This window comes from Streptomyces monticola, from assembly GCF_042665355.1.
In the GTDB taxonomy this organism is placed as follows: Bacteria; Actinomycetota; Actinomycetes; order Streptomycetales; family Streptomycetaceae; genus Streptomyces; species Streptomyces monticola.
This window is the reverse complement of the sequence record NZ_JBHTCF010000031.1, coordinates 50,662-77,448: the sequence shown is the minus strand read 5'-3', so window position 1 is coordinate 77,448 and position 26,787 is coordinate 50,662. Positions and strand designations below refer to the sequence as shown.

Here is a 26,787-nt window from a genome sequence, read left to right as displayed (position 1 = left end):
TCGGCGGGGAAGTTCGGCAGCGTGGAGAGGTCATTGCCGAACGACGCCGTCTCCGATGTGAAGCGGTCGCCCGTGAGCTGCATTCCGTCACCGGAGTCACCCGCGAACCGGATGATCACCCGGTCCACGCGGCGTACCGATATGGCCGCGTCAGTGTCTGGTGCTTGGGCGGTAGCCATCGCTCTCCGATCGGTTGGGCATGTGCGTGGATCAGGTGGTGCGCTTCGCGGGGAAGCCGTGGACACGGGCCGCGAGCACCACGAGCAGCACCGGAACCATCAGAAGGAGCACGCTCCAGGGGAACGAGGCCGTGCCGAGAGCCCCGAGGAGCACGCCGCCGACCACCCCGCCGCCGGCCATCGCCAGATTCCACAGGGTGACGAGCATCGCCTGGGCGGCGTCGGCGGCGCTCTCGCCGCCCGCGTCGCCCGCCGCGGTCTGCAGCAGCGTCGGCACCCCGCCCCAGCCGAGGCCCCACAGCGTCACGGCCGCGTACACCAGGGGCGGGCTGTCGGCCCAGACCGCGAGGAGCGCACCCGCGGCGCCGACGAGAAGGGTGCTGACCACGGTCAGGGTGCGCAGGCGGCGGTTGATGAGGGCGCCGACGATCCAGATGCTGAGCAGCGAAGCACCACCGAAGACAAGGAGGACCAGGTCGGTGGAGCGGCCCATCCCGATGTGATCGAGGAAGGTGGCGACATAGGTGTAGAGGATGGTGTGGGCGAGGACGAAGACGAGGGTGACGACGAGAACGGGCAGCACGCCCGGCACGGACAGTGCGGAGAGCATCCGCGCCTTGCCGGCCTCGCGCCGGCCCGGGTAGTCGGGTACGACCGCGAGGATCCAGCCGAGCAGCAGCACGGTCAGGACCGTCATGGTCCAGAAGGCGATCTGCCAGCTGAAGGCCTTGCCGATGAAGGTGCCCGCGGGCACCCCGAGGGAGAGGGCGACGGGGATGCCGGCCATGGCGATGGCGATGGCCTTGCCCTGCAGATGCGGGGGCGCCATCCGGCGGGCGTAGCCGGCGAGCAGGGCCCAGGCCACACCGGCGGCGACGCCGGCGAGGAAGCGCGCGGCCATCGTCAGCGGGTAGCTGGCGGACACGGCCGTGACGGTGTTGGCGACGGCGAAGGTGGCCATCGAGGTGAGCAGCAGCTGCTTGCGTCGCCAGGCGGCGGTCGCCGCGGTCAGCGGGATCGCGGTCAGGGCGGTGCCGAGGGCGTAGACCGTGACGGTCTGCCCCGCCGCGGATTCGCTGACGCCGAGGTCCGCGCTCATGGCGGGCAGCACTCCGGCGGGCAGGGTCTCCGTCAGGCTGGTGATGAATACGGCGGTAGCCAGGGCGAGGAGCGCCGAGATGGGCAGCCGGTCCGGTGCGGACCGGACCCGGGGTTCGGCGAGACGGGTCGTGTCACTGGTCATTGCCGCGTTCACTCAACCTTCGTGTGTGGGCCGCGCCATGGCGCCCCTGGTGGCCTTCGAGCAGGCTGCGCAGCCGCCTGCGGCCGCGGTGCAGACGGGAGTTGACGGTGCCGTGGGGGATGCCGACGAGGCTGGCGATCTCCTCGTAGGGCAGGCCCTCGATATCGGCGAGGTAGACCACCGTGCGGAAGTCGTCGGGGATGGAGCGCATCGCCTGGCAGACGGCCGGGTCGGGGATCCACTTCATGACCTGGGCCTCGGCCGACGGCAGCCCGCCGGAGGTGTGCGACGCGGCGTTCACGAGTTGCCAGTCGGCGATCTCGGAGGTGGGCGCGCAGCGTGGCTCCAGTTGCTTCTTGCGGTACGAGGTGAGGTAGATGTTCAGCAGGATCCGGGCCAGCCAGGCCTTGAGGTTGGTGCCGGGGCGGAACTGGTGGAAGCTGCGGAAGGCGCGGGTGTACGCCTCCTGCACGAGGTCCTCCGCGTCGGCTGGATGGCGGGTCAACCTCAGGGCCTGTGCCTGCAGTTGAGGCTGGAAGACGAGGGCGTCGCGCGCGAAGCGGGCCGAGCGCTGCTCGTCCGTCTCGGTGGCGATGGCTGTGGTCATATCCGTCATCAGGTTCGGCTCCGGTGGTCAGGCCGGCTGTGGAGGGAGCGGTGTCGAGCGGCGCTCGGGACCTCGCCGCCGGCCCGGTTCGGGGAGGTGCTTGCGGCCGAACGCATGGAATGCGTCGCAGCCCAGAGGCTACATAACAACTGTTCTGTTTTGGGCCGATGGCTGTCCGCTCGCGACGACATTGGCAAGTAGCGCTGCTGCGGCGGCGGTTCAGGAGCCGCGGGTGACCAGGCCGAGGGGGGCACGGGCGCCGGGCCCCGGAACCGGCCCCGCGGCGCGCTCGGTGCGCGGCTCGGGCACCCGGTCGGGTTCGCGCCCGTAGCCGATGCGGTAACCGACGCCCCGCACCGTGACGATCCACTCGCTGGCGCCGAGCTTGGCGCGCAGGCTGCTGACGTGGGTGTCTATGGTGCGGCTCGACTCGGTGGCGTCGCGCTCCCAGATCTTCACCATCAGCTCTTTGCGCGAGACGACCTTCTCGGGGTGCGTGGCCAGGGTGTACAGCAGGTCGAACTCTTTGGCCGTGGCGTCTATCAGGCGGCCGTCCAGGCGTATCTCGCGGGAGCGGCCGTCGATGTAGAGCGGGTGCAGGGAGATGGAGCAGGGCCCTTCCTGCCAGGGATAGGCACGCCGGATGAGGGCCTCCATCCGGGCGAGGACCTCGCGGGACCCGCAGGACTTGACCACACAGTCGTCCGCGCCGGCCTGCAGGGCGAGGACCCGGTCGAGCTCGGTGTCCCGGTCGGTGAAGGTGATGATCGGGGTGCCGCTGACGGCCCTGATCGCCTGACAGACCTGCAGACCGTCGACATCGGGCAGGTCCAGGTCGAGCAGGACCAGCTGGGCGTCCTCGTGCAAGCGCAGCGCTTCCGTACCGGAGTCCACGCTGTGGGCGTCGTACCCCTGTCGCCGCAGGACGCGCGCCGTGGATTCGGCCCGCGCGGCGGACGCTTCGACCACAAGTACCTTCATCATCGCTTCCTCGCGTGGTGGCTGAGCCGTCCCCAGCGGTTCGGCCCGGAGCGGGACGACGGAGGGCTCGGTGCGCCGGGGCCCGCGGTCTTCGGCCTCGGCGCCCGCGGGGCGGTCCGCACGGACCGAGCCGGTGCCGTGTCAGGCACTCAGATCCAGCCAGCCGTCCTCGGTGCCCGCACAGCGGCGCAGCCTGCTGTACGCGTACGCGGCGGAGGCCAGCGTCATGTGGTGGTGCCAGCCGGGGAACGAGCGGCCCTCGAAGTCGAGGAGCCCGAAGTCCCGTTCGAGCGAGTCGATCGCGGCGTTCGTGCCGGAGTACAGCCGGGTCAGGCCGACCAGGTGGTCGATGTTGTGGCCGACGAGGTTGGTGATCCACACCCGGGGCGCCGGGGCACCCGCGGGGCGCCACTCGGTGAAGAGCCGGTAGGTGTGGCCCATACCGGGCAGCCGCACCGGTTGTGACAGGAACTGCACCTGCCGGCGCTGCCGGTCGGCGGTGGCCAGGCGCTGGCGCGCACTGTGCCGGCGGACGAAGTCCTGGGCGGGGCGGCCGTGCTGCCCCGCTTCCGCTGCGGCGGGCGCGGGACGGCTCGCGCTGCCGCCGATCACCTGCAGTGTGGACGGCACGGCGATCACGAACTCGTGCCCGCGCCTGCTCAGTCCGTGAAGGAGCGGGTCGACGTCGGTGCACTCACTCATATCGGCCACGACCGGCACGCGGGGCTGCGAAGTGCGCGAGGCCATGGTGTCGATCAGATTGAGGACCTGTGCCCACATCGGCCGACAGCCGAGGGACTCGGGGATACGGGCCCGGGCCCGCATACCGTCGTCGTCGGTCCACTGCTGCGGCAGCAGCAGTCGCCAGTCGACGGGGATTACCTCCTCGTCGGAGGAGACGAAAAGGCCGATACCGACCTGGCAGTTGATGGTCCGGCCGGCGGCGGGTACGAAGCGGCGGTGCACGCCGCAGGAGTAGTCGCCCCGCTTCGGCAGGATCGCGTTGCCGACCGTCCACGCGCGCGGCTTCGTGTGCCTTTCAGCCAAGCGCGTCAGCTCCCGCCGGGCCGGGGCCCACTCCCAGGGGCTGGCGTTCACGAACTGCTGCAGGGACATGGCGGCCGTCGGCGAGCCGGAGACGGTCGCCGCGAGACGCCGCACCGACTTGCGGCCGGGGGTGGTGAGCAGCCCCTGAAGATAGGCCTGGGCCCAGCGGCGCTGGTCCGCCCTGGCCATGTGACCGAAGATCGCCTGTGCAAAGGAGGACACCTGCGGTCCGGGGACCGGCTCCAGAGTGCTTGGCCTGTTGTGATCTGCCATTCCTGCCTTCCCTCCCTGACGTGGCGTCCGCCATCGCTGGCGCGGCGTCTCCCAAGAGAATAACGAACGATCGCTTTGTTTTCATGGAACGGGTTCGACTTGGCCAAGTCCCGCTCCCGCATGGGGGTTTGCTATTTGCTAACTGGGGTACCCGGTGTTCGGTTTCCGCCATGATCGATAGATGCCGGACGCACTATCGGAGGTTGAGCTTGCGCAACAGAAGCCGCCTTGAACACTCTTCAGTCCAGCGGCGACGGCACCGTAGAGGCGGACTCACCGCGCACGCCCAACCACCGCGCGCGGCTGGATACTTCCGCGCGCCCCTGGCGAGAATTCACTCCAGCAATGGACATGGCGGAGCGCGCGGAGACAATGGTGGCCAGGAACGCGCTGTGCCGGTCGGCAAGTTGTCCGAGGACGTGAGACCTGCCCGGTCGCGCACGCGCCGAGCTGCGCGCCCGGCGCTGTGCCGCAGCAGTCACATGGCCCTCATCGGCCTGGCCCCGCCCCTGAGCGGGTGGACATCCGGAGACAGCACATGGTGAAACAGCAAAGAGCCGCCCGTACGCGGGAGGCACTCGTCCAGGCGGCCGCCACGGCCTTCGACTGCGTCGGCTACGAAGCCGCGTCCCTCGCCCAGGTCAGCAAGTCGGCCGGGATCTCGATGGGCGCCCTGACCTTCCACTTCCCCACGAAGGACCAACTCGCCGAGGCGGTACAGGCCCGCGGGGCCTGCGTCACCCGCAGCGCGGCTGAAAAGATCACTGCCGAACAGGGGCGGCCCCTGCGGTCCGCGATCGATCTGACCCTCGAGGTGGCCCGCCTTCTCGACGAGGATGTCGCCGTCCGCGCCGCCGCCCGGCTCACCCGTGAGTGTCCGCAGGCCGCGACCCCCTGGACCTCGGTCTGGCTGCCGGCCATCGAGGCACTGCTCTGCCGGGCCTCGACGGATGAACTCCGCCCGGGAGCCGACCCGCAGACGGTCCTCACCCTCACCACCCATCTCATCACCGGCACGGAGAGCTATATCCGCCGCTGCGCCACCCTGCCGGAGCAACGGGAAAGCGCCCAGGACCAGTTGGAACGGGTCTGGCGCGTGGTGCTGCCGGGCATCTCGCGGAACAACGCGCAGCTGGACTGAACCCGACCCACCGGACCACGCGGCCGGGCGCCGGAGCGTCGGGCGCGGCGGCGGAGCCGGGTGCGGGTGCCACACGGCCGCGACGCCGCCCGCAGGCGCCGCGGCCGTGCTCCTGGCCGTCCCGGGGTGGGTGAGCGGGACGGCCGGCTTCAGAGGGATGCCGAACCGGGCATCGGGGACAGCGAGTCGACGGCGAGGGTGCGGATCAGGGGCACCCCGTCCTCAAGGGTCACCGTCAGGGTCTGCGCGATGTCGTAGCCGAGGCGACGGCTGGCGGGGGTCGGCGGCCGCCACTCCGTGGCCTGCCAGTTGAGCCGTACGCCGACCTCGGCGCTCGGGCCCCCGGCGAGGCGGACGTCCAGGGCGGACAGCGCGTGCCGCTCGTCGAAGAAGCGGTGCGTGGTGCCCTCGTACCAGCTGCGGAAGCCGTCGAGGCCGAGATACGTGCCCTCGTGCTGATGCAGTGTCAGGCCCTCGGAGACCAGCAGGGACTGCACGTCCTCCACCGGGTCGTGGCGGTCGATGGCCGCGTACCAGGACTCGACCAGCTGGCGTACCGCGGACTCGGTGAGTTCCTGCGGGGGCCTGCCGCTCTCCGTCGAGCGGGCCTGGGCCTCGGCCGCCGCGCGCTCCAGGCGGCGCAGCAGCGGGTGGGCCTCGAAGCCGTCGCAGCGCACTCCCACCTGGCGCAGCGCCCACCAGGCGCTGGCCAGATTGGAAGTGAGCAGCACCCGGTCGGTGTCACGGGCCAGTTCGTCCAGGGCCGCGAGGGTCGCCATTCCGGTGCCGGTGAACAACAGGGCGGTGTCCTCGGGGAATTCACGGCTGCGCACCTGGTCGAGGATGGCGTCGGTCGTCACCCGGTACGGGTCGAAGAGATCGTCGCCGGCCGGCACGATCACGGCCTCGTCGACCTCGATGCCCGCCGCCTCCCAGAAGGCGCGTGAGGTCTCGGTCAGCCAGGGCTCGTAGGGGGAGACGAGCGTCAGACGGCCGAGGCCGAGCGTCTCGCAGGCGGCCAGGATGGCCTGCGTCGAGGAGGTCACCGGGTAGCCCACACGGCCGCTGAGCTCTTCACAGAACTTGCGGTCGCCCTCCGGTTCGAGGAGGTAGTGGGAGGCGCTGCAGGCGACCACCGCGGCTTCGAGACGCATACCGCAGAACCCGGCCAGCGTGTCGGGGAGGGCGTCGTTCCAGGCCTCCAGGGTTTCCCTGAGGCTCTTTCCCCGGGCGCCCGGGAAACGGGATGTGTAGACATTCATCCGGGCGCCGACGAGCCGGTGGAACTCCGGCTCTGCGGTGGGGTTTTCCGGGGGAACTATCACTCCGAGCCGCGGCACCTCAAGCAGATCCATGGCAATGCCCCCTGTCTGTTCAGTTCCATAGCTCATTCTCGATTACTCGCCACCGTAGGCCAGAACTCCCCTGCTCGGGAAGGCTGTTCACTTGAAACAGACCCTTCCTGACCTGCCTTTCACTGCCTTTTATTACTTCACTTCGACTTCACAAAACTTGACACGGAACGAACAGGAACGCCTTGACGCTCCGCATCGAAAAGATGAGCCTAGAAAAGGGAGTTCGCAGCTCCGCCGCACGATCCACCGACTGTCCACCCATTCTTCGGGTCGGAAAGGGAGTCGGCACTGAGGATCCGGCAGAAGGAGATTACGTAATGGCGGTATCAGAGAACGACGGCCGGTCTGCACGGCCGCTGCCCCATATATCCGACGCGACCCTGCGGGACTCCGCGCACATGGCCGGCGTCGAATTCGGCGTGACGGACGCCGCGGTCATTTCCGACCTCCTGGTGAAGTCCGGGGTCGAACTGGTCGAAGTGGGCATGATCTCCGGTCCTTCGAGCCGCGACGCCGCGCTGATCGAGGCGGTGCACGAGACGGTCGGTCCCGAACGGAGCCTGACGCTGGTCGTGGTGAGGCACCGTCAGCAGGTCGAGAAGGCCCTGGACGAGGCCGTACGCCTGGGTGTCAGGTCGGTGATGTTCTCCATCCCGACCTCGCAGGCGCACGCGGAGCTGAAGCTGGGCTCACCGAGCGCCAAGTACCAGACCGCGGTCGCACGGGCCGCGATCGAGCTGGCCAAGGACCGTGGCCTGCATGTCACGTTCAGCGGCGAGGACGGGGCCAGGACGCCCACCGAGCGCCTGGTGCCCTATGTGGAGGCCGGGTTCGCCGCCGGCGCCGACCGGTTCCGGCTCGCCGAGACCGTCGCCTATCTGTCGCCCTGGCAGATGGAGGAGCAGATCGGGCATCTGACCGCGATCGACGGCGCCGAGATCGAGATCCACTCGCACAACATGCTGGGCATGGCCGTGGCCAACTCCCTTGCGGCCTACCGCGCGGGCGCGCAGTGGATCTCGTGCACCGTGGCGGGTATCGGCGAGCGCGGCGGCAACGCGCCCCTGGCCGAGCTGCTCACCTCGCTGCGCATTGTCCACGGCGACGACCGCTTCGACCTGTCGCATCTGACCGAGCTGTCGCGGGCGGCGCTCAAGGGGGCGGGGCTCGGCGAGGCCTTCCAGTCCGGGCCCACCACCGAGCACGCCTTCGCCTACGAGCTGCCGGGCCAGCTCACCCACCCGGAGGCCTACGAGACGCTCCCGCCCGAGGTGGTCGGCAACTCCCGTGAGCTGCGCGTGCGTACGCGTCTCAGCGCGGCGCTCGTGAACTGGGCGCTCGCCGACGATCCGGGCCTCGACATCGACGTGGACGCCTTCACCGGGTGGCTCGCCGCCCGGCAGGAGGAGGAGGGGCGGCCGCTGCTCGACCGGAGCACCATCCGCAAGCTCGCCGTCGACTTCCCGTCCCACTGAGTTCCGCCCGGGAGTTCCGCCCGAGTTCCGCCGAGTCCGAACCACACCAACGGAGACGAAACATGACCACCGCCACCACGCTCACCGGTGTCTGCCCGGAGTGCGAGACCGACCTCACCACCCCGCCGATGGTCAACGGCGAGACCCTGTCCTGCCCGGAGTGCATGCTCACCCTCCGCGTCGAGGGCGTGGCCGACGGGGTCCTCTCGCTGCAGATGGTCGAAGTGCAGCTGCGCGACTGGGGCCAGTGACCACCCACGCGTAGGAGGAGACCATTTCATGGGCGGCAAAGTTGCCATCGTCGCGGACCGGCTCGGCTGGGAGGAAAGCCGGCTGATCAAGTCCGCGCCGGAGCTCGGCCTCGAGGTCGAGTGGGCCAACGACGAATCCCTGTGCCTCGGGCACGAGGAAGCTCCATCGATCAGCGCGTACGACGCGATCCTGATCCGCAGCCGCAGCTACACCCGCGGCGGACTGCTCGCCACCCTGGCCGAGTCGGCGAACATCCCGACGCTGAACTCGGCCCGGGCCATCCACGCCTGCGAGAACAAGCTGGAGCTGCGCACCCTGCTGCGCGACGCGGGCGTCCCGGTCACGGACTTCCGCCTCGTGCTCTCGCGCCGGGACTTCGAGCGGGCCCTTACCGAACTGCCCGTGCCGCTCGTGCTCAAGCCCGTCTTCGGCGGCATGGGCAAACGGGTCACGCTGATCCGCGACACCGACACCGCGCAGTCCGTCTACGACTACGTCGAGGACCTCGGGCACGGCTTCGAGCAGGCCTGCCTGGTGGAGCCGTATCTCGACGGCGGCACCTCGGTGCGCTGCTTCGTCGTCGGCCGTGAGCTGGTGGCCGCCGCCGAGTTCGAGAGCGCGGGCGGCGACTGGCGCAGCAACGCGGCGCTCGGCAACCAGAGCCGGGCGCTGGCTCACGACCCGGAGGTCGTGAAGGTCGTCGACGGCGTGGTGGACCAGCTCGGCGAGGGCGTCTACGGCATCGATCTGTTCCGTACCCCGCGCGGTCCGGTCGTCAACGAGGTCAACCACGCGCCGGCGTTCAAGGCGGTCGCCTCGGCGACCGGCGCGGACATCCCGGCCGCCATCGTCCGCTATGTGCAGGAGACCCTCGCATGATCCGTGTGGGAATAGTCGGCGCGTCGGGGCTCGCCGGCGGTGAGCTGATCCGGCTCATCACCCAGCACCCCGAGCTCGAACTGACCTTTCTCGGCGGGTCGTCGAACATCGGACGGCGCCCGGCCCAGCTGCACCCGGGGCTCCGCCTCGACCTGGGCCTGACCGTCGAGCCCGTCACCGAGGACGTGGCGGAACGCTGCGACGTGGTGTTCCTCGCCACGCCCGCCCCGGTCTCGGCCGAGCTGTCCGAGCTGCTCGCCGACCGGGTCGGCTGTGTCATCGACCTGAGCGGCGCCTTCCGTATCCGTACCCCCGAGTTGCACGAACGCTGGTACCCGAAGGTGACGCGCTCGACCGAGCTCGCCGACCGCTTCGTGTACGGCGTACCCGAGCTGGTCGGGGACCAGCTGGCCGACGCGGCGCTGATCTCGCTGCCCGGCTGCTACGCGACCGCCATCACCCTGGGGCTCGCACCGCTGGTCTCCCTCGGTCTGCATCTCAAGACCGTGCTCGTGGACGGCAAGAGCGGTTCGAGCGGCGGCGGTCTGCAGCTGCGCACCGCCGATCTGCATCCGCTGCGCAACGGCGCCATCGCGCCGTACGCCCCGACCGGGCACCGGCACGCGGCGGAGGTCTCGGACTTCCTGGAGCGCTCCAAGCCCGGGCGCATCGGGTCCCTGACGATGTCGGCGTACGGCGTCTCGCATGTACGCGGACTGCTCGCCAGCACCTATGTGTTCACCGATGACGCGGTGGACGCCCGTGAACTGCAGCGTGCCTACCTGCGGTTCTACAAACCGCATCCGTTCGTGCGGGTACGCCGGAACACCGAGACGCTGATCCCGGTGCCCGATCCGCAGGCGGTGCTCGGCTCCAACTTCTGCGATGTGACGGTGCTTCCCGACACCGAAGGGGACCGCATCGTCGTGCTCGCCGCCCTCGACAACCTCGTGAAGGGCTCGGCGGGCCAGGCCGTCCAGGCGCTCAACCTGCGCTTCGGACTGCCCGAGGAGACGGGTCTCGGCATGCAGCCGGTGATGCCGGCATGACGACCTTCATGGAGAAGCTCACGGACTCACTCGCCTACGCCTACCCGGAGTCACTCATGGAAGCCCCGGACACGCACATGAGGACTGATGTGGAGACGCGCACGCCCACCGTGGTCAAGCTCGGCGGCAGCTGTCTGGACGATATGGCCGATGAGTGGTGGGACGACCTGGTCGCCCACGGCCAGGAGCGCCCCCTCGTCCTGGTGCACGGCTGGTCCAAGCCGCTCAAGCAGCTCAACGCCCGCTACACCGAGCCCTCGGCGATCCTGCGGGACCGGTACGGCAACCAGAGCCGGTGGACGACGCCCGAGGTGATCGCCGACATCAAGACGGTCAGCGCCCAGCTCGGCGAGGACGTCATCCGGCGCCTCGAACGGCGCGGTCTGACGGCTGAGCGCGTCGTGGGCAGCGACGGTCTGGTGCAGGCCGGCGAGGGCGAGCGCTGGTGGTGGCGGGGCAAGGAACTGGTGGAGCTGGACAACCTGGTCGGCCCCATCACCGGTGTGGACGCCGGGCAGCTGGCGAGCCTGCGGCCCGGACACTGCTGCATCGTCACCCCGCTGGCCCGCAACTCCGCGGGCCAGGAGGTCAACACCGATGCCGACCGGGCCGCCGCGGCGGTGGCGGCGGCCACCGCGGCCACGGCCCTGACCCTGGTCACGGATGTGCCGCATCTGCTGATCGACGGGGCTCCGGTACGGCAGATCTGCGCGGCGGAGGCCGCCAAGTTCCGGGACCGCGGCGCCACCGGCGGGATGCGCAAGAAGCTGCGGGCGGCCGGCGAGGCCCTGGACCGCGGGGTGGGCCGGGTGCATATCGGCAGCGCGCCCGTGTCCCACATGCTCGCCGCGCGCACCGGCACCGTCATCACCCGCGAACGCACCGACACCGTCACTGCCCGGACGTGAATCAGGACCAGCGAGAGGAGCGGAACTCGTGGCGACGCCCAGGGTTCTAGTGGTCAACAACGGGACGCTGTCCCTCAAGCAGCTGCGCAAGCGGTTCGAGGACCTGGGCTCGGAGACCGACACGGTCGACGCGGCGTCGGTGCCGGCGAGCATCGGCTCCCGCTACCAGGCGATCGTGCTGAGCGGCACGAAGGTACGCGCGTACGACAGCGAGTTCTACAAGCCGCTCGTCGACCTCGTGACGACGGCGGGCGTACCGGTCTTCGGCATCTGCGGCGGTATGCAGATCATCGCCGTCGCGCACGGCGGCCGCCTCGCGGAGGGGCCGCAGCGGGTCGGCGGCCACGAGGCGCAGGTCGATACCGAGGACCCGCTGTTCTCCTATGTGAAGCCGACCGTGACGCTCTTCCACCGGCACACCCTCTATCTGCAGGAGGCCCCCGATGGCTTCCGCACGATCGGCCGCTCCGAGCTGGCGCCGGTGGAGTTTCTGCGCTCGGACGACGGCCGGATCTACGGCGCGCAGGCCCATCTGGAGTTCCGCAAGGACGGCGCGGAGATCCTGCGCGGTTTCGCGGAGCTCTACCGGTGAGCGCACCCGCGCAGTGGCACGACCGACGGATCAACACCGTATCGACATGGATCATGAGGTCCTCTGGCAATGAGCGTTCTGACTGAAAACCCCGCTGAGGTGCGGACTCCCCGTGCCGATGCGTCCGGCGAGCCTGCGTTCACGGTGTCGTTGAACGGCAGCGGCGGACCGCTCAAGGGCTGGGTGGTGGTCGACACCCTCGTCGACTCCCTCGCCATGGGCGGCACCCGGATGACCGCGGACGTCACCGAGGAAGAGGTACGCGGCCTGGCCCGCGGTATGACGCACAAGCTGACGCTCGTGGGTCTGCCCATCGGCGGCGCCAAGGCCGGCATCGTCTCCGACGGCAGCGACCGTGAGGAGACCCTGCGCACCTTCGGCCGTACCGTCGCGCCGCTCCTTCACGGCGGTCTGCACCTGGGCTGCGACCTGGGGGTGACCCCGGCCGACCGCGCCGTGTTCTTCGGCGAGGCGGACTACGACCCACGGCGCAAGAACCGGGCCGTGGACATGCCCTACGACTGGCGCGCCTACTACGAGCCACTGGTGGACTGCACCGGGCACGGCGTGGGTGTGGCCACGGTCACCGCCCTCGAAGAGCTGCACCGCCAGGGCGGCTCACGCCGGGTCGTCATCCAGGGCTTCGGCACCGTCGGCCGCTCGGTCGCGCAGTTCCTGGAGGACCGCGGCCACACGGTCGTCGGCGTGGCCGATGTGCAGGGCACCATCAGTGCCGAGCGGCTTCCGGTCGCCGAACTGCTCGCCCTGACCGACGGGTTCGGGCGGATCGACCGCTCCCGCCTTCCGGCGCATGTGACGGCGTCGAGTGAGCCGGATGCCTGGCTCGACGTGGACGCCGACGTGCTGATCCTCGCCGCCAACCACAACGCCCTCAACTCCGCGAACGTGCACCGGCTGCGGGCGGGTCTGGTCGTCGAGGGCGGCAACATCACCGTCAGCCCCGAGGCCCGCCTGAAGATGGCCGTGTCCGGCGCCACGCTCGTGCCCGATGTGGTCGCCAACGTCGGCGGGGCGGCGGCCGCCGGCCTCGCCCTGGCCCGGATCGTGCCCTTCGAACTGCCCTCGAAGCAGCGCAAGAACTGGGTCTTCGACTGGGTCGGCACCCGGGTCCGCCAGAACACCAAGGATCTCCTCGAGATCGCCGCGGCCACGGGCCAGGACCCGCTGCCGTCCCTGCTCACCGCCCGCCGGAAGGAACGCCGATGACCGCGACCGCCATCGAGTCAGAGATTGTCGCCAAGTCCCCCGTGGTGACGGAGGCCCGCCCGATCAAGGACGTGCCCGTGGTCGACGGGGTGGTGATGATCCGGCAGAACATGCCGACCGTCCCGATCACCCGGCCGCTGCCCGACGACCGTGCGGCCCGTGAAGCCCTGTACTACCAGCGCGGCTGGTGGCGCACGGAGACCTTCCTCGACGATCTGCGGCGCCAGGCCCGCACCCGCCCGCACAAGCTGGCGGTGGCGGCGCGGCGGCTGCGGGAGGCGCGCACCGACACCCTCGACTACATCGAACTGCGCCGGCTGACCGACCGGTTCGCCGGCGCCCTGGTCGAACTGGGCGTCAGGCCGGGCGACTTCGTGGCCGTGCAGCTGCCCAACCGCTGGGAGATGGTGCCGCTGCTCTACGCCTGCATCCGGGTGGGCGCGGTGATCTGCCCGATCGGTCCGACCACCCCCGAGGACGCCCTGCGGCACCGGCTCTCCCTCACCGAGGCCCGGGTCCTGGTCACGATCTCGGAGTGGGAGGGCACATCGCTCGCCAAGAGCGCCGTCACCCTGCGCGAGGAGCTGGACTCCCTGGAGCACGTGGCGGTCATCGACGGCCACGCTCCTGAGGGTGCCCTGGGCTTTCGGGACCACTTCATAGACCAGACCTGGGAGGACGTGCACAACGACGACCTGGACGGCCTGGAACTGCGGCCCGACGACCCGTTCGTGGTGCTCTTCACCTCCGGCACCACCGGTGAGTCCAAGGGCGTGCTGCACAGCCAGAACACCATCCACTCGGCGATCCGCGGCTACGTCGACACCTTCCTGCTCGACGAGCACCTGGTCGCCGCCGTGACCACACCCCTGGTGCACTACTCGGGCTTCGGGCAGGGCGTCCTCGCCAGCGTCATGCTGGGCGGCACCATCGCCTTCCAGGACCGCCGCAAGAACGAGGCGCTGCTCGACCTGGTGCAGAAGTACGGCGCGACTCTCCTGTACGGGCCGCCGCCGACCCTCACCGACATCGCGCAGTCGCAGCGCACCGAGCCGCGCGACGTGTCCACGCTGCGCCATGTGGTGACCGGTTCGGCGCAGGTCCTGCAGCCGCTGGTGGACGATCTGCGGGCGACTCTCGGCGCGCGCACGTACTCGCTGTGGGGCATGTCGGAGAACGGCCCGGTGACCATCACCAAGCTCGACTACAACCAGGACTGGGCGGCGCACAGCAACGGCCGGCCGATCGACGCGATGGAGATCCGGATCGACAAGTGCATCAACCCCACGGAGCGGGCCGCCGTCGGCCGGCTCCGGGTGCGCGGTGCCTCACAGGCGCTCGGCTACTTCCGGCGGGAGGCCGAGTACCAGGAGAAGCTCCTCGACGACTCCTGGTTCGACACCGGTGACGTGGCCCGCGACGACGGCCGCGGCGGTATCCGCATCCTGTGCCGGGCCGGTGACGCCATCAAGCGCGACGGCCAGGTCGTCCCCCTCGCCGAGATCGAGTCGATCATCAACCGGCATCCGAAGGTGGCGGAGGCCACCCTCGTCGGGCCCACCGGCCGGGTCGAGGACCCGATCCTCGCGGTGGTCGTGCCCAGCGGCGACATCCACCCCACCCTCGACGAGATCCGCGCGCACCTGCGCGAGGCCGACCAGGACGAACGGTTTCTGCCCGAGCGCCTCGAGGTGATCGACGTAATGCCGAAGACCCTGACCGGCAAGGTCCGCAAGGCCACTCTGCGGCAGATGTTCGGCGAGAGGTGAGCGCCGTGTCCCCGTCCGCATCGGTCGGCATGTCCGCGACGCTCGCCGCCGACGAGGCCATCGCCCGGCGGCGCCGCGAGGGCCAGCAGGTGATCTCCATGGCGAGCGGCGAGATCGGCCTGCCCGTCCACCCGGAGCTGCGCGACCGGCTCGCCCATGCGGCGGACCGCGCCTCCTACGGCCCGGTGGCCGGTTCGCTCGCGCTGCGCACGGCCGCCGCCGGATACTGGCGCCGCCGCGGCCTGGACACGGATCCGGACCTGGTGGTGTGCGGTCCCGGCAGCAAGCCGCTGCTGTACGCGCTCGTCCTGGCCGTCGGCGGCGACGTGGTCATCCCCACGCCCAGCTGGGTCAGTTACGCGGCGCACGCCCGCCTCGCCGGTGTGCGGCCGCTCTCGGTGCCGATCGCCGCGGGCCAGGGCGGTGTGCCCGATCCCGATCTGCTGCGTGAGACCGTCACCGCCGCACGGGCCGCGGGACACGATCCGCGGTCCGTGGTGGTCACCCTGCCGGACAACCCCACCGGCACGGTCGCCTCGCCCGAGACGGTGCGGCGTCTCGGCGAGGCGGCCAGGGACCTGGATCTCGTCATCATCTCCGACGAGATCTACTGCGACCTGGTCTTCGATCCGGCGACCCCGGCCGTCTCGCCCGCGGTGTTCGCTCCCGAACGCACCGTCGTGACCACGGGTCTGACCAAGAACCTGGCCGTCGGCGGCTGGCGGCTCGGTGTCGCCCGGCTGCCCGAGGGCGAGGCGGGGCGGGCCCTGCACGACAGGCTCGTCGGGATCGCCAGCCAGATCTGGTCGAGCCCGGTGGCGCCGGTGCAGGAGGCGGCGGCGTACGCCTTCGGTGAGCCGCCGGAGATCGTCGAGCGGGTGGCGCAGAGCCGCCGTCTGCACGGCTCGGTGGCGCGTGCCATGGCCGAGCGGTTCACCGCGGCGGGAGCGATCCTCACGCCGGTGGTGGCGACGTGCTACCTGTACCCCGACTTCGGGCCGCTGCGCACCCATCTGGTGCGGGCCCACGGGGTGTACAACGGCGCCGAGTTGGCCCGGTTCCTGGTCGAGCGGCACGGCGTCGGCGTGATCGCGGCGAGCGCGTTCGGCGAACCGCTGGCCGCGCTGCGGGTGCGGGCGGCCACAAGCCGCCTCTACGGCGACACGGACGAGGAGCGCACCACCGCTCTCACGGCCGCAGACCCGACCGCGCTGCCGTGGATCCGGTCCTCGCTCGACCGCGTCGGGGAGGTGCTCGCCGATCTGGCCGGTCCGGCGTTCGCCGCTCCCCCCGCTGCTTCCGGGCCGGCCGCCGACGCCGCCTGACCGGCCATCAGCCACCGCGTGCCGGGGTCCTTCCCCCGTCCCCGGCGCGCGGTTCCCCCTTCGTCGGTCTCTGCGACGTCAACCGCCGTCTCTGCGACGTCATCGTTCCCACCGACTTCCCGCTGTCCGAACGACCTTTGCGCGCACGGCCGTTGGAGGGCCGTCACACCATGTCAATCCTCTTCGAGTGCGAGTACGAGGGCGAGCGGTACGCGGGCTTCGCCCGGCCGGTCCCCGGCCAACAGCTGACCCTCCACAAGGTGTCCGACGGCCAGGTGCGGGCGGCGGTCATCGCCGCCGGGGACACCGGGGCGGCCACGGCGGCCCTGACCCGGGACACCGAGACGATCACGGTCGACGGCGGTGCCCCGCTGTCCTATCTGCCGCCGCTGCTGCCCGCCGTCACCGGTAACGCGCTGGTGAGCGGCTTCATGCGGACCCACAAGTCCAAGTACGAGGACGAGCCCACCGACGAGACCGAGTTCGTGGCCCCCAACTGGTTCTTCAAGGGCTTCGGCGACTGGCTGCGGATGCCGGGCCAGACCCTGACGGCGCCCGCGAAGGCCGTAGCGCTGATCGAGGAGCCGGAGGTCGCGCTCGTCTACGTCAACGACGACGAGGGCAACCCGCACTACGCCGGTTACACCTTCGGCAACGACCTGTGCGACATCGGCCTGCACCGGCAGAACCCGGGCTGGAACCCGTACTGCAAGCTGTGCGACACCTCGATCTCCCCCTGGCTCTTCCTCGGCGAGCCGCCGCAGACGGTGACCGGCACGACCGTCATCGAGCGCGACGGCGTCACGGCCTGGGAAGGGTCCTTCGGCTGTGGTGCCGACGCCCTGTACTTCAAGGTCCAGGACATGGCGGACAACCTCTTCGAGTACCCCGCGCTGCGCCGCCCCGGCCTCGTCAACTACATCCTGCTCGGCGCCGACGAGGCCAGCTTCCACGACGGCTTCCGGATCGCCGACGGCGACCGGATCACCATCGACGTGAAGAGCCATGACGTCGTCCTGTCGAACCCGGTCCGCTTCGGCGGCGCGCCCGGCACGGAGTAACTCAAGGAGCCCCTCGCCAGGGGGCACGACCCGAGGGGTGACGTTCCATGAGTACCGAGGACTTGGCCAGGCCTGCCGACGAGCTGGCGGTCCGCGCGCCTGCCAGGCCGGCGGCGCCCGCGGCGCTGCCGGAGCTGCCGCCGCTGGGAGGCAGGCTGCCGACGCTGACCGGACTGCGGTTCCCCGCCGCCCTGTTGGTGTTCCTGTTCCACGCGGCGCTGCCGCTTCCCGAGATGCGGATACTCGCCGACGACGGCTTACAGAAGGTGTTCTACGCCGTCGCCGCACAGTCCGGCGGCCTCGGCGTCACCTTCTTCTTCGTCCTCAGCGGCTTCATCCTGACCTGGTCGGCCCGTCCAGGGGACCCCGCGCGGTCCTTCTGGCGGCGGCGCTTCGCCAAGATCGTGCCGGTCTATCTCGTGACGTGGTTCCTGGCGCTGCTGCTCGTCGACCTGTCCGCCACCGAGGTGTGGCAGGCGCTCGCCACCCTGTTCATGGTGCAGTCGTGGATCCCGGACGTCATGACCAACTTCGCGGTCAACAACCCGGGCTGGTCGCTGTCCACCGAGGCGTTCTTCTATCTGAGCTTTCCGCTGATCTATCTGGGCGCCAAGCGCATCCCGGCCCGGCGCCTGAAGTTCTGGATCGCGGGGACCGTCGCCGCCATCGCCCTCGTCCCGCTGCTGACGTACACCCTGATCCCGCTCGGCACCGAGCAGGTGCCCAACGAGCCCGGGAACTCGGCCAATTACTTCTGGTTCGGGTATATCTTCCCGCCCGCGCGACTGCTCGACTTCGTGCTCGGGATCTTTGTGGCGCGCGCCGTGATGACGGGCCGCTGGCGCGATATCGGCATGCGCTGGTCCGCGGCACTGCTCGTCGCCGCCTACGCCGCGGCCTCCTTTGTGCCGCTGCTCTACGGCCTGCGGGTGATGTGTGTCGTACCGGCGGCGATGCTGATCGCGTCCGGGGCGCTGGCCGACGCGCACGGGCGGCCCACCGCGTTCAGCGGGCGCGCGGCCACCTGGCTCGGCGAGGTGTCGTTCGCGTTCTACCTGGCGCACTACACGGTCCTGACCCTCGTACGGGAGCTGCTCGGCGAACGGATGCTGAGCACACCCGTGGGTGTCGCGGTGATCGTCGCGGAGCTCGCGGTGTCGCTGCTGATCTCCTGGGCGCTGTACGCGTGGGTGGAGCGCCCGCTGACCCGCAGATGGTCGAAGTCCCGAAAGTCCTTGCCACGTAAGCAAGTTGTGTGACCCACGTCACCGTCGCGCGGGGACCGGAGCGGTCCCGGCCGCCAGTTGGAGCTGTTCACCACCCCGAAGGAAGGTCGAAGATGTCAGCGGCTATCGACTCCGCACTGGTCTCCACCGACGTCCCGTACCTCGACGTCGTCGATCCCGCGTTCCGTTTCGAGAACCCGGAGGTGGCCGAGGCGCAGGAGCGGCACTGGTACGCGAACACCCCGCTCGGCCGGCTCGTGCTCCGCCACGCGGAGGCCAATGACCTCGTGCGGGACAGCCGCCTCACCCATGACGGCCCCGGCTTCATGAAGCAGAACGGCGTCACCGAAGGCCCGGTCTACGACTGGTTCGTCGGGGCTCTCGTCAACCAGGACGGCTCCCACCACCGCCGTCTGAAGTCCCTGGTGAACAAGGCGTTCACGCCGCGCATGGTGAACAATCTGCGCCCCGTCATCCGCGAGACCGCCGACCGGCTGGCCGATGAACTCGCCGCCGCCGGTGACTGCGACTTCTACGCGGACTTCGCCGACCGGCTCCCGCTGACGGTGATGACGGAGCTGCTCGGCGTACCGGCCAAGGACTTCCCGACGTTCGGCACCTGGAGCTCTGACATCGGCCTCGTCTTCAGCCTGGCGGCCGGCGGCGATATCCCGGCGCGCGTCGAGGCGGCCGTGACCGGGCTCTACGGCTACGTCGACGAGCTGATGGCCGAGAAGGCCGCGAACCCGGGCGACGACCTGATCTCCGCCCTGGTGGCGGTGCGCAACACCGAGGGCGATGTGACCCCCGACGAGTTGCGCAACCTGGTCGTCACCATGGTGTTCGCCGCCCACGACACGACCCGGCTGCAGCTGGCCAACGCGATGGCGACCTTCGTCGAGTACCCGGACCAGTGGCGCGCGCTGGCCGAGCGTCCCGATCTCGCCGTGCAGGCGGTCGAGGAGGTCATGCGCTGGCGTCCCTCGTCCAACGCCGTCTTCCGCAATGCCGTCGAGGAGTTCGAGTTCCGCGGCGAGACCTTCCCCGCGGGCACCATGTTCCTGATCGGCGTGCAGGCCACCCAGCGCGATCCGCGCGCCTACCCGGGCGGCGAGACCTTCGACATCACGGTGCCCCGGCAGGCCGGAGTGCTGCAGTTCGGCGGCGGCCCGCACTACTGCCTGGGCGCTCCGCTGGCCCGGATGGAACTGGCGGAGGCACTGCCCGCCCTGGCCGCCAAGCTGCCGCCGCCCGCACTCGCGGGCGAGGTCACCTGGCGCCCGGCCGTCGGCATCACCGGCCCCAACGAGCTGCCGCTGCGGTTCGGCTGAACCGCCCGAACCCGGGAGGCACCCCATGAAGATCACCGTTGATCACGAGAAGTGCTGCGCCGCGGGCCAGTGCGCCATGCTGGCGCCCGATGTGTTCGACCAGCGCGAGGAGGACGGCCTCGCCGTCGTCCTGGACGCGGAGCCGGATGCGGCGCTGCACGGCGCGGTGCGCGAGGCCGCGGCGTTCTGCCCGGCGGCGGCCATCCAGGTCGAGGAGTGAGCGCCGGCCGCGTCGCCGTCGTCGGCGCGTCGGCCGCGGGGCTCGCGGCGGCCGAGGCGCTGCGCCGGCACGGCTGGCAGGGCGAGCTCAGCCTGATCGGCGCCGAGCCCCATCTCCCGTACGACCGGCCGCCGTTGTCCAAGCAGGTGCTCTCCGGCGCCTGGGCTCCCGAGCGCACCTGGCTGCGCACCCGTGAGCAGCTGGACTCGCTCGGCATGGATGTACGGCTCGGGGTGTCCGTCGCCGAGATGGACTCGGGTGCACGGTCCGTGGCCGACCGGGAGACCGGTGTACGGCATCTGACGCTGTCCGACGGCAGCGGCCTCGACTGTGCCGGCGTGATCGCCGCGACCGGCCTCCTCGCCCGCGCCTTCCCGGGCGCCGAGGGCATCGCGGGGGTGCGGGGCCTGCGCTGTATGGACGACGCGATGGCGCTGCGGGAGCAGCTGAGCACGCCGGGCCGGCGTGTCGCCGTCGTGGGCAATGGCGTCCTGGGCAGTGAAATCGCCGCTGTCGTGCGGGAGTCGGGGCACGAGGTGGCCCTGATCGGGCCCTCGGCGACCCCGATGGAACACACCGTCGGGCCGTTTCTCGGCGGGCTGCTCGCCAGGGCCCATGACGCCAGGGGCGTGGCGCTGTACGGCGGCCGCCTGGTGGAGTCCCTGGGTACGGTGGCCGGCGCCGTGCGTTCCGTACTCCTCGACGACGGCACGGAGCTGGCCGCGGATCTCGTCCTGACGGCCACCGGGTCGACGCCCGCCACGGCATGGCTCGCGGGCACCGAGGGCCTCGACCTCTCCGACGGCCTGGGCTGCGACGCGTACTGCGCGGCCGCGCCGGGGCTGTACGCGGCGGGCGACGTCGCCCGCTGGCACCACCCGGTCTACGGCCGTGCGCTGCGTGTCGAGCACCGGATGAACGCCACCGAGCAGGGCATGGCCGCGGCCCGCAATCTGCTCGCCGTCCTGCGTCCCGGCCTCGGTCTGACAGCCACGCCGTTCGCGCCGGTGCCGTATTTCTGGTCGGACCAGTACGACGTCAAGCTCCAGGCGTACGGGCTGCTCACTCCCGGCGGGCAGACGCATACGCAGATCGTCGACGGCGACCGGCCGAGCGCCGCAGCCCTGTACGGCGAGGACGGTCTGGCGACCGGGGTGGCCGCGGCCGGCCTGCCGCCGCGCACCGTGCGCGCCCTGCGGGCCGTGATCGCGACCCCCGCCCCCTGGGACGAGGCCCTCATCGGCTTCAAGGAGGCGCTCGGCTGAGCCGGGCCATGTGACCCACATCACGCTCGCGAGCGGACCGAAGCTCCGCCGCCGTGAGTTGGGTCTCTTCGCACACCGCCAGCAAGTTGACTGACCGTCAGTCCCAGGAGGTCTCATGACCACGGCTCCAGCAAAGCGGACAGGACTCGTCCTGTTCCTGCTGGCCTTCTCACAGTTCATCATCAGCGTCGACTACAACATCGTGTACGTCGCCCTGCCCGACATCGGTGAGTCCATGGACTTCTCCGCGCAGTCACTGCAGTGGGTCGTCTCCGCGTACGCCGTCTCCTTCGGTGGTCTGCTCCTGTTCGGCGGCCGGGCGGTGGACCGGATCGGTGCGCGCCGGCTCTTCATGGCCGGCCTTGTCTTCTACGCGGTGTCCTCGCTCGTGGGCGGCTTCGCCACCAGCCAGGGCGTCCTGATCGGCGCCCGCCTTGTGCAGGGCGTCGGCGGTGCGCTGCTCTTCCCGGCCGTACTCGCCCTGATCGCCACGTCGTTCGAGGGCAGCCTGCGCACCAAGGCGTTCGCGGTCTGGGGCGCGGCCGGCTCCCTGGGTCTCGCGGCCGGCGCGCTGCTCGGCGGTGTCCTGACCGATCTGGCCTCCTGGCGCTGGGTGTTCTTCATCAACGTCCCGCTCGCCCTGATCGTGCTGATCCCCGCCCCGAAGGCGGTACGGCCCGACGGGCGCGCCAATCTCTCCGTGGGCGGCTTCGACCTGCCCGCCGCGATCCTCGCGACCGTCGGTGTCTCCTCGATCGTGACCGGTCTGGTGACCGGGCCCGAGGAGGGCTGGACGCACACGCTCCCGCTCGGCGCGCTGATCCTGGGTGTGGTGCTCCTCGCCGCGTTCTTCGTCACCGAGGCCAGGACCCGCGAGCCCCTGATGCCGCTGCGGCTGCTCAAGAACCGGCCCCTCGTCGTCTCCGTCGCGGTGCTGCTCGTCTTCCAGACCGCACTCGCGGGCGGCTACTACGTCTTCACGACATATGTGCAGCCCGTGCTCGGCTACAGCGCCATCGAGGCCGGACTCGCCTTCCTGCCGCTGACCCTGGCCTCCATGATCGGATCCGGGAAGCTCGCACCGAAGTTCATGCACCGCTACGGCATGCGCGTCACGCTGTCCACGGGCATGATCGTCAACGGCATCGGTATCGCCCTGACCGCGGTCGTCATGACCACCGGCGGCTCCTTCTACGCCCTGCTCCCGGGATCGGTCATCTGGGGCATCGGCGGCGGGCTCGTCTTCGTGTCGGTCTTCGCCTCCGCGGGCTCCGGCGTCGGCGACGAGGAGCAGGGTGTGGCCAGCGCGATGGCCTCCACCGCTCAGCAGGTCGGCGGCGCCGTCGGCCTCGCGGTCCTGGTCGCGGTCGCCAACTCCACCTTCACCGGCACCTACGCCACCGCCGCCGCCTCCGACATCGTCAGCGGCCTGCGCCTGGCCGGCCTGATCGGCGCGGGCCTGCTCGTCCTCGGCGGCTTCCTCGCCCTCGCCCTGAAGAAGGACGCCCCGGCGAAGGAGGAGGAGCCGGTCAACCTGCTCCCGGCCCCCGCCTGCGGCTCGGCGGACAGCTGCGCGGCCCTGCAGAAGCAGAGCGCGTCGTCGGCCCCGGCCTGCGGCACGGCCGATCGTGAAGAAGAGCCGGTGACGGTGTAGCTCGTATAGCTCAGCCCGACCGGGGGCTCCCCTGAGGGAGTGGCCGGCGGAGTTCGAGGACGAGCCCGCACAGCGGTGTGGCGGCAGAAGGACGACGGGGCGAAACGCAGTCCGCGAACCAGGAGGCGACAGTGACCGTAAGCATCAAGGTCTGGTCCGACTACGTCTGCCCCTTCTGCCTGCTCGCGGAGGAACCCCTGCGGCAGGCGGCCCTGGGCGCGGACGCGGAGATCGAATGGATGCCGTTCGAGCTGCGTCCGCACCCGGCGCCCACACTGCGCCCCGAGGGCGACTACCTGCGGGGCGCCTGGCAGAGCTCGGTGTATCCACTGGCCGAGCGGATGGGCGTGGCCATCCGGCTGCCGGATGTGTCCCCGCAGCCGTACACCCGGCTCGCCTTCGAGGGCTATCAGTTCGCGCGCGGGCACGGCCTCGGCCAGAGCTATGTGCCGCGGATGCTGCGGGCGTTCTTCCACGAGAACCGGGACATCGGCGATGTGGACGTACTGACCCGGATCGCGGCCGAACTCGGCCTGCCCGCAGGTGAGTTCCGCGCGGCACTGGAGCAGGGCACCTACAGCACCGCGCACCGGTACGCGCTCGCGGCCGCGGACCAGCACCGCATCACGAGCGTGCCGACCGTCATCGTCGACGGCACCCACCGGATCGAGGGCGTGCCGTCGGTGGCCGGGCTGCGGGCGGCCATCGACGCCGCCCGGGCGAAGGACACCGCCCCGGTCCGGGCCGGCGCCGCGCGCGGCAGCAGCCCATGGTGACGCCCGAACCCGCCCACTGGCGGCGGCAGATCATCCTGACCTGGCGGGTGGGGACCGCGGTCGACCGGGCGCTTCTGCGCCGCCACGGCATCGGCCTGTCCGACTACCTCACGCTCAGCGCCCTGCAGGACGCGGGCGGCGGTCCGCTGCGCGTCATGGAGCTGGCGGACGCGGTGGGCGTCTCGCCCTCCACGATGAGCCGGATGCTGTCGCGCCTGGAGACCGATGCGCTGGTGGCCCGGCGGATCGGCACGGACGACCGCCGCTCGTCGTACGCGGCGCTCACCGGGACGGGCGCCGAGAAGCTGGCTGCCGCCACGGAGACCTTCGCACGGGAAGTGGACGCGGCGCTGGCCGTGAGGAGCTGACCGCGGGGCAGGGCAGGTCACCGGTCCCTCCCCTCATTCACCCCAACTGTCTCCCCTTCTCGGCAAGTTGCCACAGTTAGCACTGCGCTATCACATAGCCGACTTTCCCGTACATAACCTGCGTAACCTCAGTGGAGATCCAGTCCTCGCAGACGGCTTCGCCGCGGCGGGACATGGCCCAGATGAGGGGGTGCAGCTCCATGGCCGCCGCCCACGGCTTCTGTGTACTTCTCGGCCCCGACTACGCGGGCAAGTCGTCGGCGCTCTTCCGGCTGCGGCAGACGGCTCCGCAGTGGCGGACGGTCTCCGTCGACGACGCGTATCTCGCTCCCGAGCACGCGCTGATCGGCCGGCTGAGGCGCGAGGTTCCCGCCGTGGCCGGCGCCGACGCCACCGCCCAACTGGACGCCTGGTCACCGGAGTTCCTCGCCACCCTGCTGGGAACCGCGGTCGTCCATCTGCGCGACGAGGTCGCCCGGCACACCGCGCACGGCCCGGTCGTCGTGGACTCGTACTACTACAAGATCCTGGCCAAGTGCCGGCTCGCGGGCGTACGGGAGAACCCGATGTTCGCGTGGTGGCGCTCCTTCCCGCAGCCGGTCCGGGTGCTCCGCCTGGAGGTGCCGCCCCGGACCACTTGGCGCCGCTGCGGCGCCGGTGCCGCCCTCAACTCCCTTGAGCACTACGGCGAAAAGCCCGACTGGGAGGGCTTCAGGCGCTATCAGAGCGACCTCGACAAGATCATGCGGGAGGAGACGGACGGCTTGCCCGTGACCGTCGTCCCGGCGCAGGACAACCCCGCGGACACCGCCGCGGCCCTACAGGAGGCCCTCGCCCATGAGTTCCGCTGAGTCCTGGTCCGACCCCGACCGGCTGTGCCGCTACCGCGACCGGGTCCAGTGCGAACGGCAGCGGCTGCGCGACGCCTTCGCCGATCCCGAGCGCCACCAGGGCCGTGTCCTGGCGGATCTGCTGCAGTTCAACTCCGGTACGGAGTACGGCAAGAAGCACGGATTCCGGCGCGTGCGCACCCTGGCCGACTTCCGCAAGGCCGTACCCGTGCAGACGTACGCGGATCTGGAGCCGTGGATCGAGCGGACCGCGGCCGGTGAGCGCGGGGTGCTCACCGCCGACCACCCGGAGGTCTTCTTCACCAGCAGCGGCAGCACCGGTGCGCACAAGAAGATCCCGGTGACGCCGCGGTTCATGCACACCACCTTCTTCCCCTTCTACTACGCGGCGTGGGCCCCGCTCATCGAGCACTTCCCGGATGTACTCGGGCGCCCGGACGCGGTGCTCAACCTCAAGCACGATCCGCTGACCGCCCCGCCCACCACCGCGTCGGGCCACCCTCATGTGGGCGCGAGCCAGGTCGACTTCGGCGCGAAGTTCGGTGAGCCGCTGTCCGCCGAACCGGGCACCGGGGCGCCCTGGGGCTCGCTGCCCGTGCCGGTCGCGCCGGACGCGCACCTGGAGAAGATGTATCTGCGTCTGCGCCTCGCCGTGCAGAGCGATGTGCGCTGTGTCATCGGCATCAACCCGGCGATGGTGGCGGCGCTGCCGTACCAGCTGAACCTGTGGTGGCCGCGGATCGTCAAGGAGATCCGTGACGGCACCCTCGGCGGGCTTCCGCACACCGCGCCCGACCCCGAGCGGGCCCGCCGCCTCGAAGAGCTGGCCGAGCGGTACGGCACCGTGCGCCCGGCCCACATCTGGCCGCGTATGCGGGCCGTGTTCTGCTGGACGACCGGTCTGGCCTCGCTCTATCTGCCGCGCCTGCGCGAGGAGTTCGGCGCCTCCGTGACGGTGCTGCCCGCGCCGGTGGCCGCCTCCGAAGGGCCGGTGGGTGTGGCTCTCGACCGGCATCCGAGCGCGGGCAGCCTGGTGGTGACGGCCTCGGTGTACGAGTTCGCCGACGCGGACGCCGACCTGTGCGCGGGCTCCGAGACGCTCGCACCGCACGAGCTGGAGCCGGACCGCGACTATCACGTGGTGTTCAGCCACGTCGGCGGCCTGTACCGGTACGCGGTCGGGGATGTGGTCCGGGTCGTCGACCACGCCGACGGGGTGCCGCGCCTGGAGTACACCGGCCGCTCCACCCGCTCCGACCACGCCGGGGAGCGGCTGCGCGACGCCCAGGTGATCCGGGCCCTCACCGCGGCCCTGGGCGCGGGCGGCCTCGAGGTGCGCAACGCGGCCTGCCGGGTGGCACCGCCCCCGCCGTACCTCTCCGCCCGCCCGGCCGCCCAACAGGGCGCCCCCGCCTATGAGTTCGCCCTCGCTCCGCACACCCCGTGGAGCCAGGACGAGGCCGGGCGCTTCCCCGAGCGCCTCGACCGGGCCCTGCGCCGCGAGTCGGCCGACTACGACCGGGCCCGCACCGCGGGACGGCTCGCGGAGCCCTCGCTCACGCTGCTCGACGCCGACGCGTTCGTACGCGACTGGCAGGACCGGGTCGGTGACGGCGTACGCCCCACCCAGGTCAAGGACCGCCTCTTCCGCCAGGACCCGGACCAGTGGGCCCGGCTGACCGGCGGGGCCGGCACCGACCGCGTCCTTGGCACCGACGAAGGGACCGACTGAC

At 70.8% G+C, this 26,787-nt stretch carries 25 protein-coding genes; 20 read left to right on the top strand and 5 right to left on the bottom strand.

Annotation, left to right across the window (positions count from 1 at the left end; translation table 11 throughout):
* Positions 1–210: 210 nt before the first annotated feature.
* The 4 genes from ACFQVC_RS39720 to ACFQVC_RS39705 all read right to left on the bottom strand — a co-directional run bounded on the left by ACFQVC_RS39720 (position 211) and on the right by ACFQVC_RS39705 (position 4,330).
* Positions 211–1,422, bottom strand: coding sequence for an MFS transporter (locus tag ACFQVC_RS39720; protein ID WP_381840637.1), 1,212 nt, complete (start codon positions 1,420–1,422; stop codon positions 211–213).
* Entirely contained in the window at positions 1,412–2,029 is a 618-nt protein-coding gene (locus ACFQVC_RS39715) for a sigma-70 family RNA polymerase sigma factor (protein WP_381840634.1), read from the bottom strand. Before ACFQVC_RS39715 ends, ACFQVC_RS39720 begins: the two co-directional genes overlap by 11 nt.
* A gap of 219 nt (positions 2,030–2,248) precedes the next feature.
* A complete protein-coding gene (locus tag ACFQVC_RS39710) occupies positions 2,249–3,010 on the bottom strand; it encodes a response regulator transcription factor (RefSeq protein ID WP_381840631.1) in 762 nt (253 codons plus the stop codon).
* 141 nt (positions 3,011–3,151) lie between these two features.
* Complete coding sequence (locus ACFQVC_RS39705; RefSeq protein ID WP_381840628.1) at positions 3,152–4,330, bottom strand: IS701 family transposase; 1,179 nt, start codon at positions 4,328–4,330, stop codon at positions 3,152–3,154.
* Between the two features lie 538 nt (positions 4,331–4,868).
* Between ACFQVC_RS39705 and ACFQVC_RS39700 the strand changes: the two genes are divergently transcribed.
* Positions 4,869–5,471, top strand: a complete 603-nt coding sequence (locus ACFQVC_RS39700) for a TetR family transcriptional regulator (protein ID WP_381840625.1) — start codon at positions 4,869–4,871, stop codon at positions 5,469–5,471.
* Positions 5,472–5,620: 149 nt separating this feature from the next.
* On the opposite strand, the gene ACFQVC_RS39695 is transcribed toward ACFQVC_RS39700, so the two are convergent.
* Positions 5,621–6,826, bottom strand: a complete 1,206-nt coding sequence (locus ACFQVC_RS39695; RefSeq protein ID WP_381840622.1) for an aspartate racemase/maleate isomerase family protein — start codon at positions 6,824–6,826, stop codon at positions 5,621–5,623.
* 317 nt (positions 6,827–7,143) lie between these two features.
* Here ACFQVC_RS39695 and ACFQVC_RS39690 point away from each other — a divergent pair, with 317 nt between their 5' ends.
* The 19 genes from ACFQVC_RS39690 (at position 7,144) to ACFQVC_RS39600 (ending at position 26,786) form a co-directional block, all read left to right on the top strand.
* Positions 7,144–8,301 (top strand): isopropylmalate synthase, encoded by a 1,158-nt coding sequence (locus ACFQVC_RS39690; RefSeq protein WP_381840619.1) that lies wholly within the window; start codon positions 7,144–7,146, stop codon positions 8,299–8,301.
* 62 nt (positions 8,302–8,363) lie between these two features.
* Positions 8,364–8,552, top strand: coding sequence for a lysine biosynthesis protein LysW (locus ACFQVC_RS39685; protein ID WP_381840616.1), 189 nt, complete (start codon positions 8,364–8,366; stop codon positions 8,550–8,552).
* Between the two features lie 28 nt (positions 8,553–8,580).
* A complete protein-coding gene (locus tag ACFQVC_RS39680; RefSeq protein ID WP_381840613.1) occupies positions 8,581–9,432 on the top strand; it encodes an ATP-grasp domain-containing protein in 852 nt (283 codons plus the stop codon).
* Positions 9,429–10,481 carry an N-acetyl-gamma-glutamyl-phosphate reductase gene (argC, locus tag ACFQVC_RS39675; protein ID WP_381840610.1) on the top strand — a complete coding sequence of 351 codons (1,053 nt, stop codon included), beginning with the start codon at positions 9,429–9,431 and terminating at the stop codon, positions 10,479–10,481. Before ACFQVC_RS39680 ends, argC begins: the two co-directional genes overlap by 4 nt.
* A 77-nt stretch (positions 10,482–10,558) precedes the next feature.
* The gene (locus ACFQVC_RS39670) at positions 10,559–11,389 is read left to right on the top strand and encodes an amino acid kinase family protein (RefSeq protein ID WP_381840643.1); all 831 of its coding nucleotides are present in this window, start codon (positions 10,559–10,561) and stop codon (positions 11,387–11,389) included.
* Positions 11,390–11,417: 28 nt separating this feature from the next.
* Positions 11,418–11,981, top strand: coding sequence for a type 1 glutamine amidotransferase (locus ACFQVC_RS39665; RefSeq protein WP_381840607.1), 564 nt, complete (start codon positions 11,418–11,420; stop codon positions 11,979–11,981).
* A 69-nt stretch (positions 11,982–12,050) separates the two neighbouring features.
* A complete protein-coding gene (locus ACFQVC_RS39660; RefSeq protein WP_381840604.1) occupies positions 12,051–13,208 on the top strand; it encodes a Glu/Leu/Phe/Val dehydrogenase dimerization domain-containing protein in 1,158 nt (385 codons plus the stop codon).
* Complete coding sequence (locus ACFQVC_RS39655; protein ID WP_381840601.1) at positions 13,205–14,977, top strand: AMP-binding protein; 1,773 nt, start codon at positions 13,205–13,207, stop codon at positions 14,975–14,977. The genes ACFQVC_RS39660 and ACFQVC_RS39655 overlap by 4 nt, the downstream gene beginning before the upstream one ends.
* 29 nt (positions 14,978–15,006) lie before the next feature.
* Entirely contained in the window at positions 15,007–16,302 is a 1,296-nt protein-coding gene (locus ACFQVC_RS39650) for a pyridoxal phosphate-dependent aminotransferase (protein WP_381840640.1), read from the top strand.
* Positions 16,303–16,472: 170 nt separating this feature from the next.
* Positions 16,473–17,363, top strand: coding sequence for a fumarylacetoacetate (FAA) hydrolase (locus ACFQVC_RS39645; RefSeq protein WP_381840599.1), 891 nt, complete (start codon positions 16,473–16,475; stop codon positions 17,361–17,363).
* A 47-nt stretch (positions 17,364–17,410) separates the two neighbouring features.
* On the top strand, positions 17,411–18,622 hold the full coding sequence (locus ACFQVC_RS39640) for an acyltransferase family protein (protein ID WP_381840596.1): 1,212 nt from the start codon (positions 17,411–17,413) through the stop codon (positions 18,620–18,622).
* An 80-nt stretch (positions 18,623–18,702) separates the two neighbouring features.
* The gene (locus ACFQVC_RS39635; protein WP_381840593.1) at positions 18,703–19,920 is read left to right on the top strand and encodes a cytochrome P450; all 1,218 of its coding nucleotides are present in this window, start codon (positions 18,703–18,705) and stop codon (positions 19,918–19,920) included.
* A 25-nt stretch (positions 19,921–19,945) separates the two neighbouring features.
* Complete coding sequence (locus ACFQVC_RS39630; protein WP_381840590.1) at positions 19,946–20,140, top strand: ferredoxin; 195 nt, start codon at positions 19,946–19,948, stop codon at positions 20,138–20,140.
* On the top strand, positions 20,137–21,405 hold the full coding sequence (locus tag ACFQVC_RS39625) for an NAD(P)/FAD-dependent oxidoreductase (protein WP_381840588.1): 1,269 nt from the start codon (positions 20,137–20,139) through the stop codon (positions 21,403–21,405). The genes ACFQVC_RS39630 and ACFQVC_RS39625 overlap by 4 nt, the downstream gene beginning before the upstream one ends.
* Positions 21,406–21,520: 115 nt before the next feature.
* Positions 21,521–23,059 (top strand): MFS transporter, encoded by a 1,539-nt coding sequence (locus tag ACFQVC_RS39620; protein ID WP_381840585.1) that lies wholly within the window; start codon positions 21,521–21,523, stop codon positions 23,057–23,059.
* Between the two features lie 131 nt (positions 23,060–23,190).
* The gene (locus ACFQVC_RS39615) at positions 23,191–23,835 is read left to right on the top strand and encodes a DsbA family oxidoreductase (protein WP_381840582.1); all 645 of its coding nucleotides are present in this window, start codon (positions 23,191–23,193) and stop codon (positions 23,833–23,835) included.
* The gene (locus ACFQVC_RS39610; protein WP_381840579.1) at positions 23,829–24,203 is read left to right on the top strand and encodes a MarR family winged helix-turn-helix transcriptional regulator; all 375 of its coding nucleotides are present in this window, start codon (positions 23,829–23,831) and stop codon (positions 24,201–24,203) included. Before ACFQVC_RS39615 ends, ACFQVC_RS39610 begins: the two co-directional genes overlap by 7 nt.
* 200 nt (positions 24,204–24,403) lie before the next feature.
* On the top strand, positions 24,404–25,054 hold the full coding sequence (locus ACFQVC_RS39605) for a hypothetical protein (RefSeq protein ID WP_381840576.1): 651 nt from the start codon (positions 24,404–24,406) through the stop codon (positions 25,052–25,054).
* A complete protein-coding gene (locus tag ACFQVC_RS39600; protein ID WP_381840573.1) occupies positions 25,041–26,786 on the top strand; it encodes a GH3 auxin-responsive promoter family protein in 1,746 nt (581 codons plus the stop codon). The genes ACFQVC_RS39605 and ACFQVC_RS39600 overlap by 14 nt, the downstream gene beginning before the upstream one ends.
* The last annotated feature ends 1 nt before the right edge of the window (position 26,787 follow it).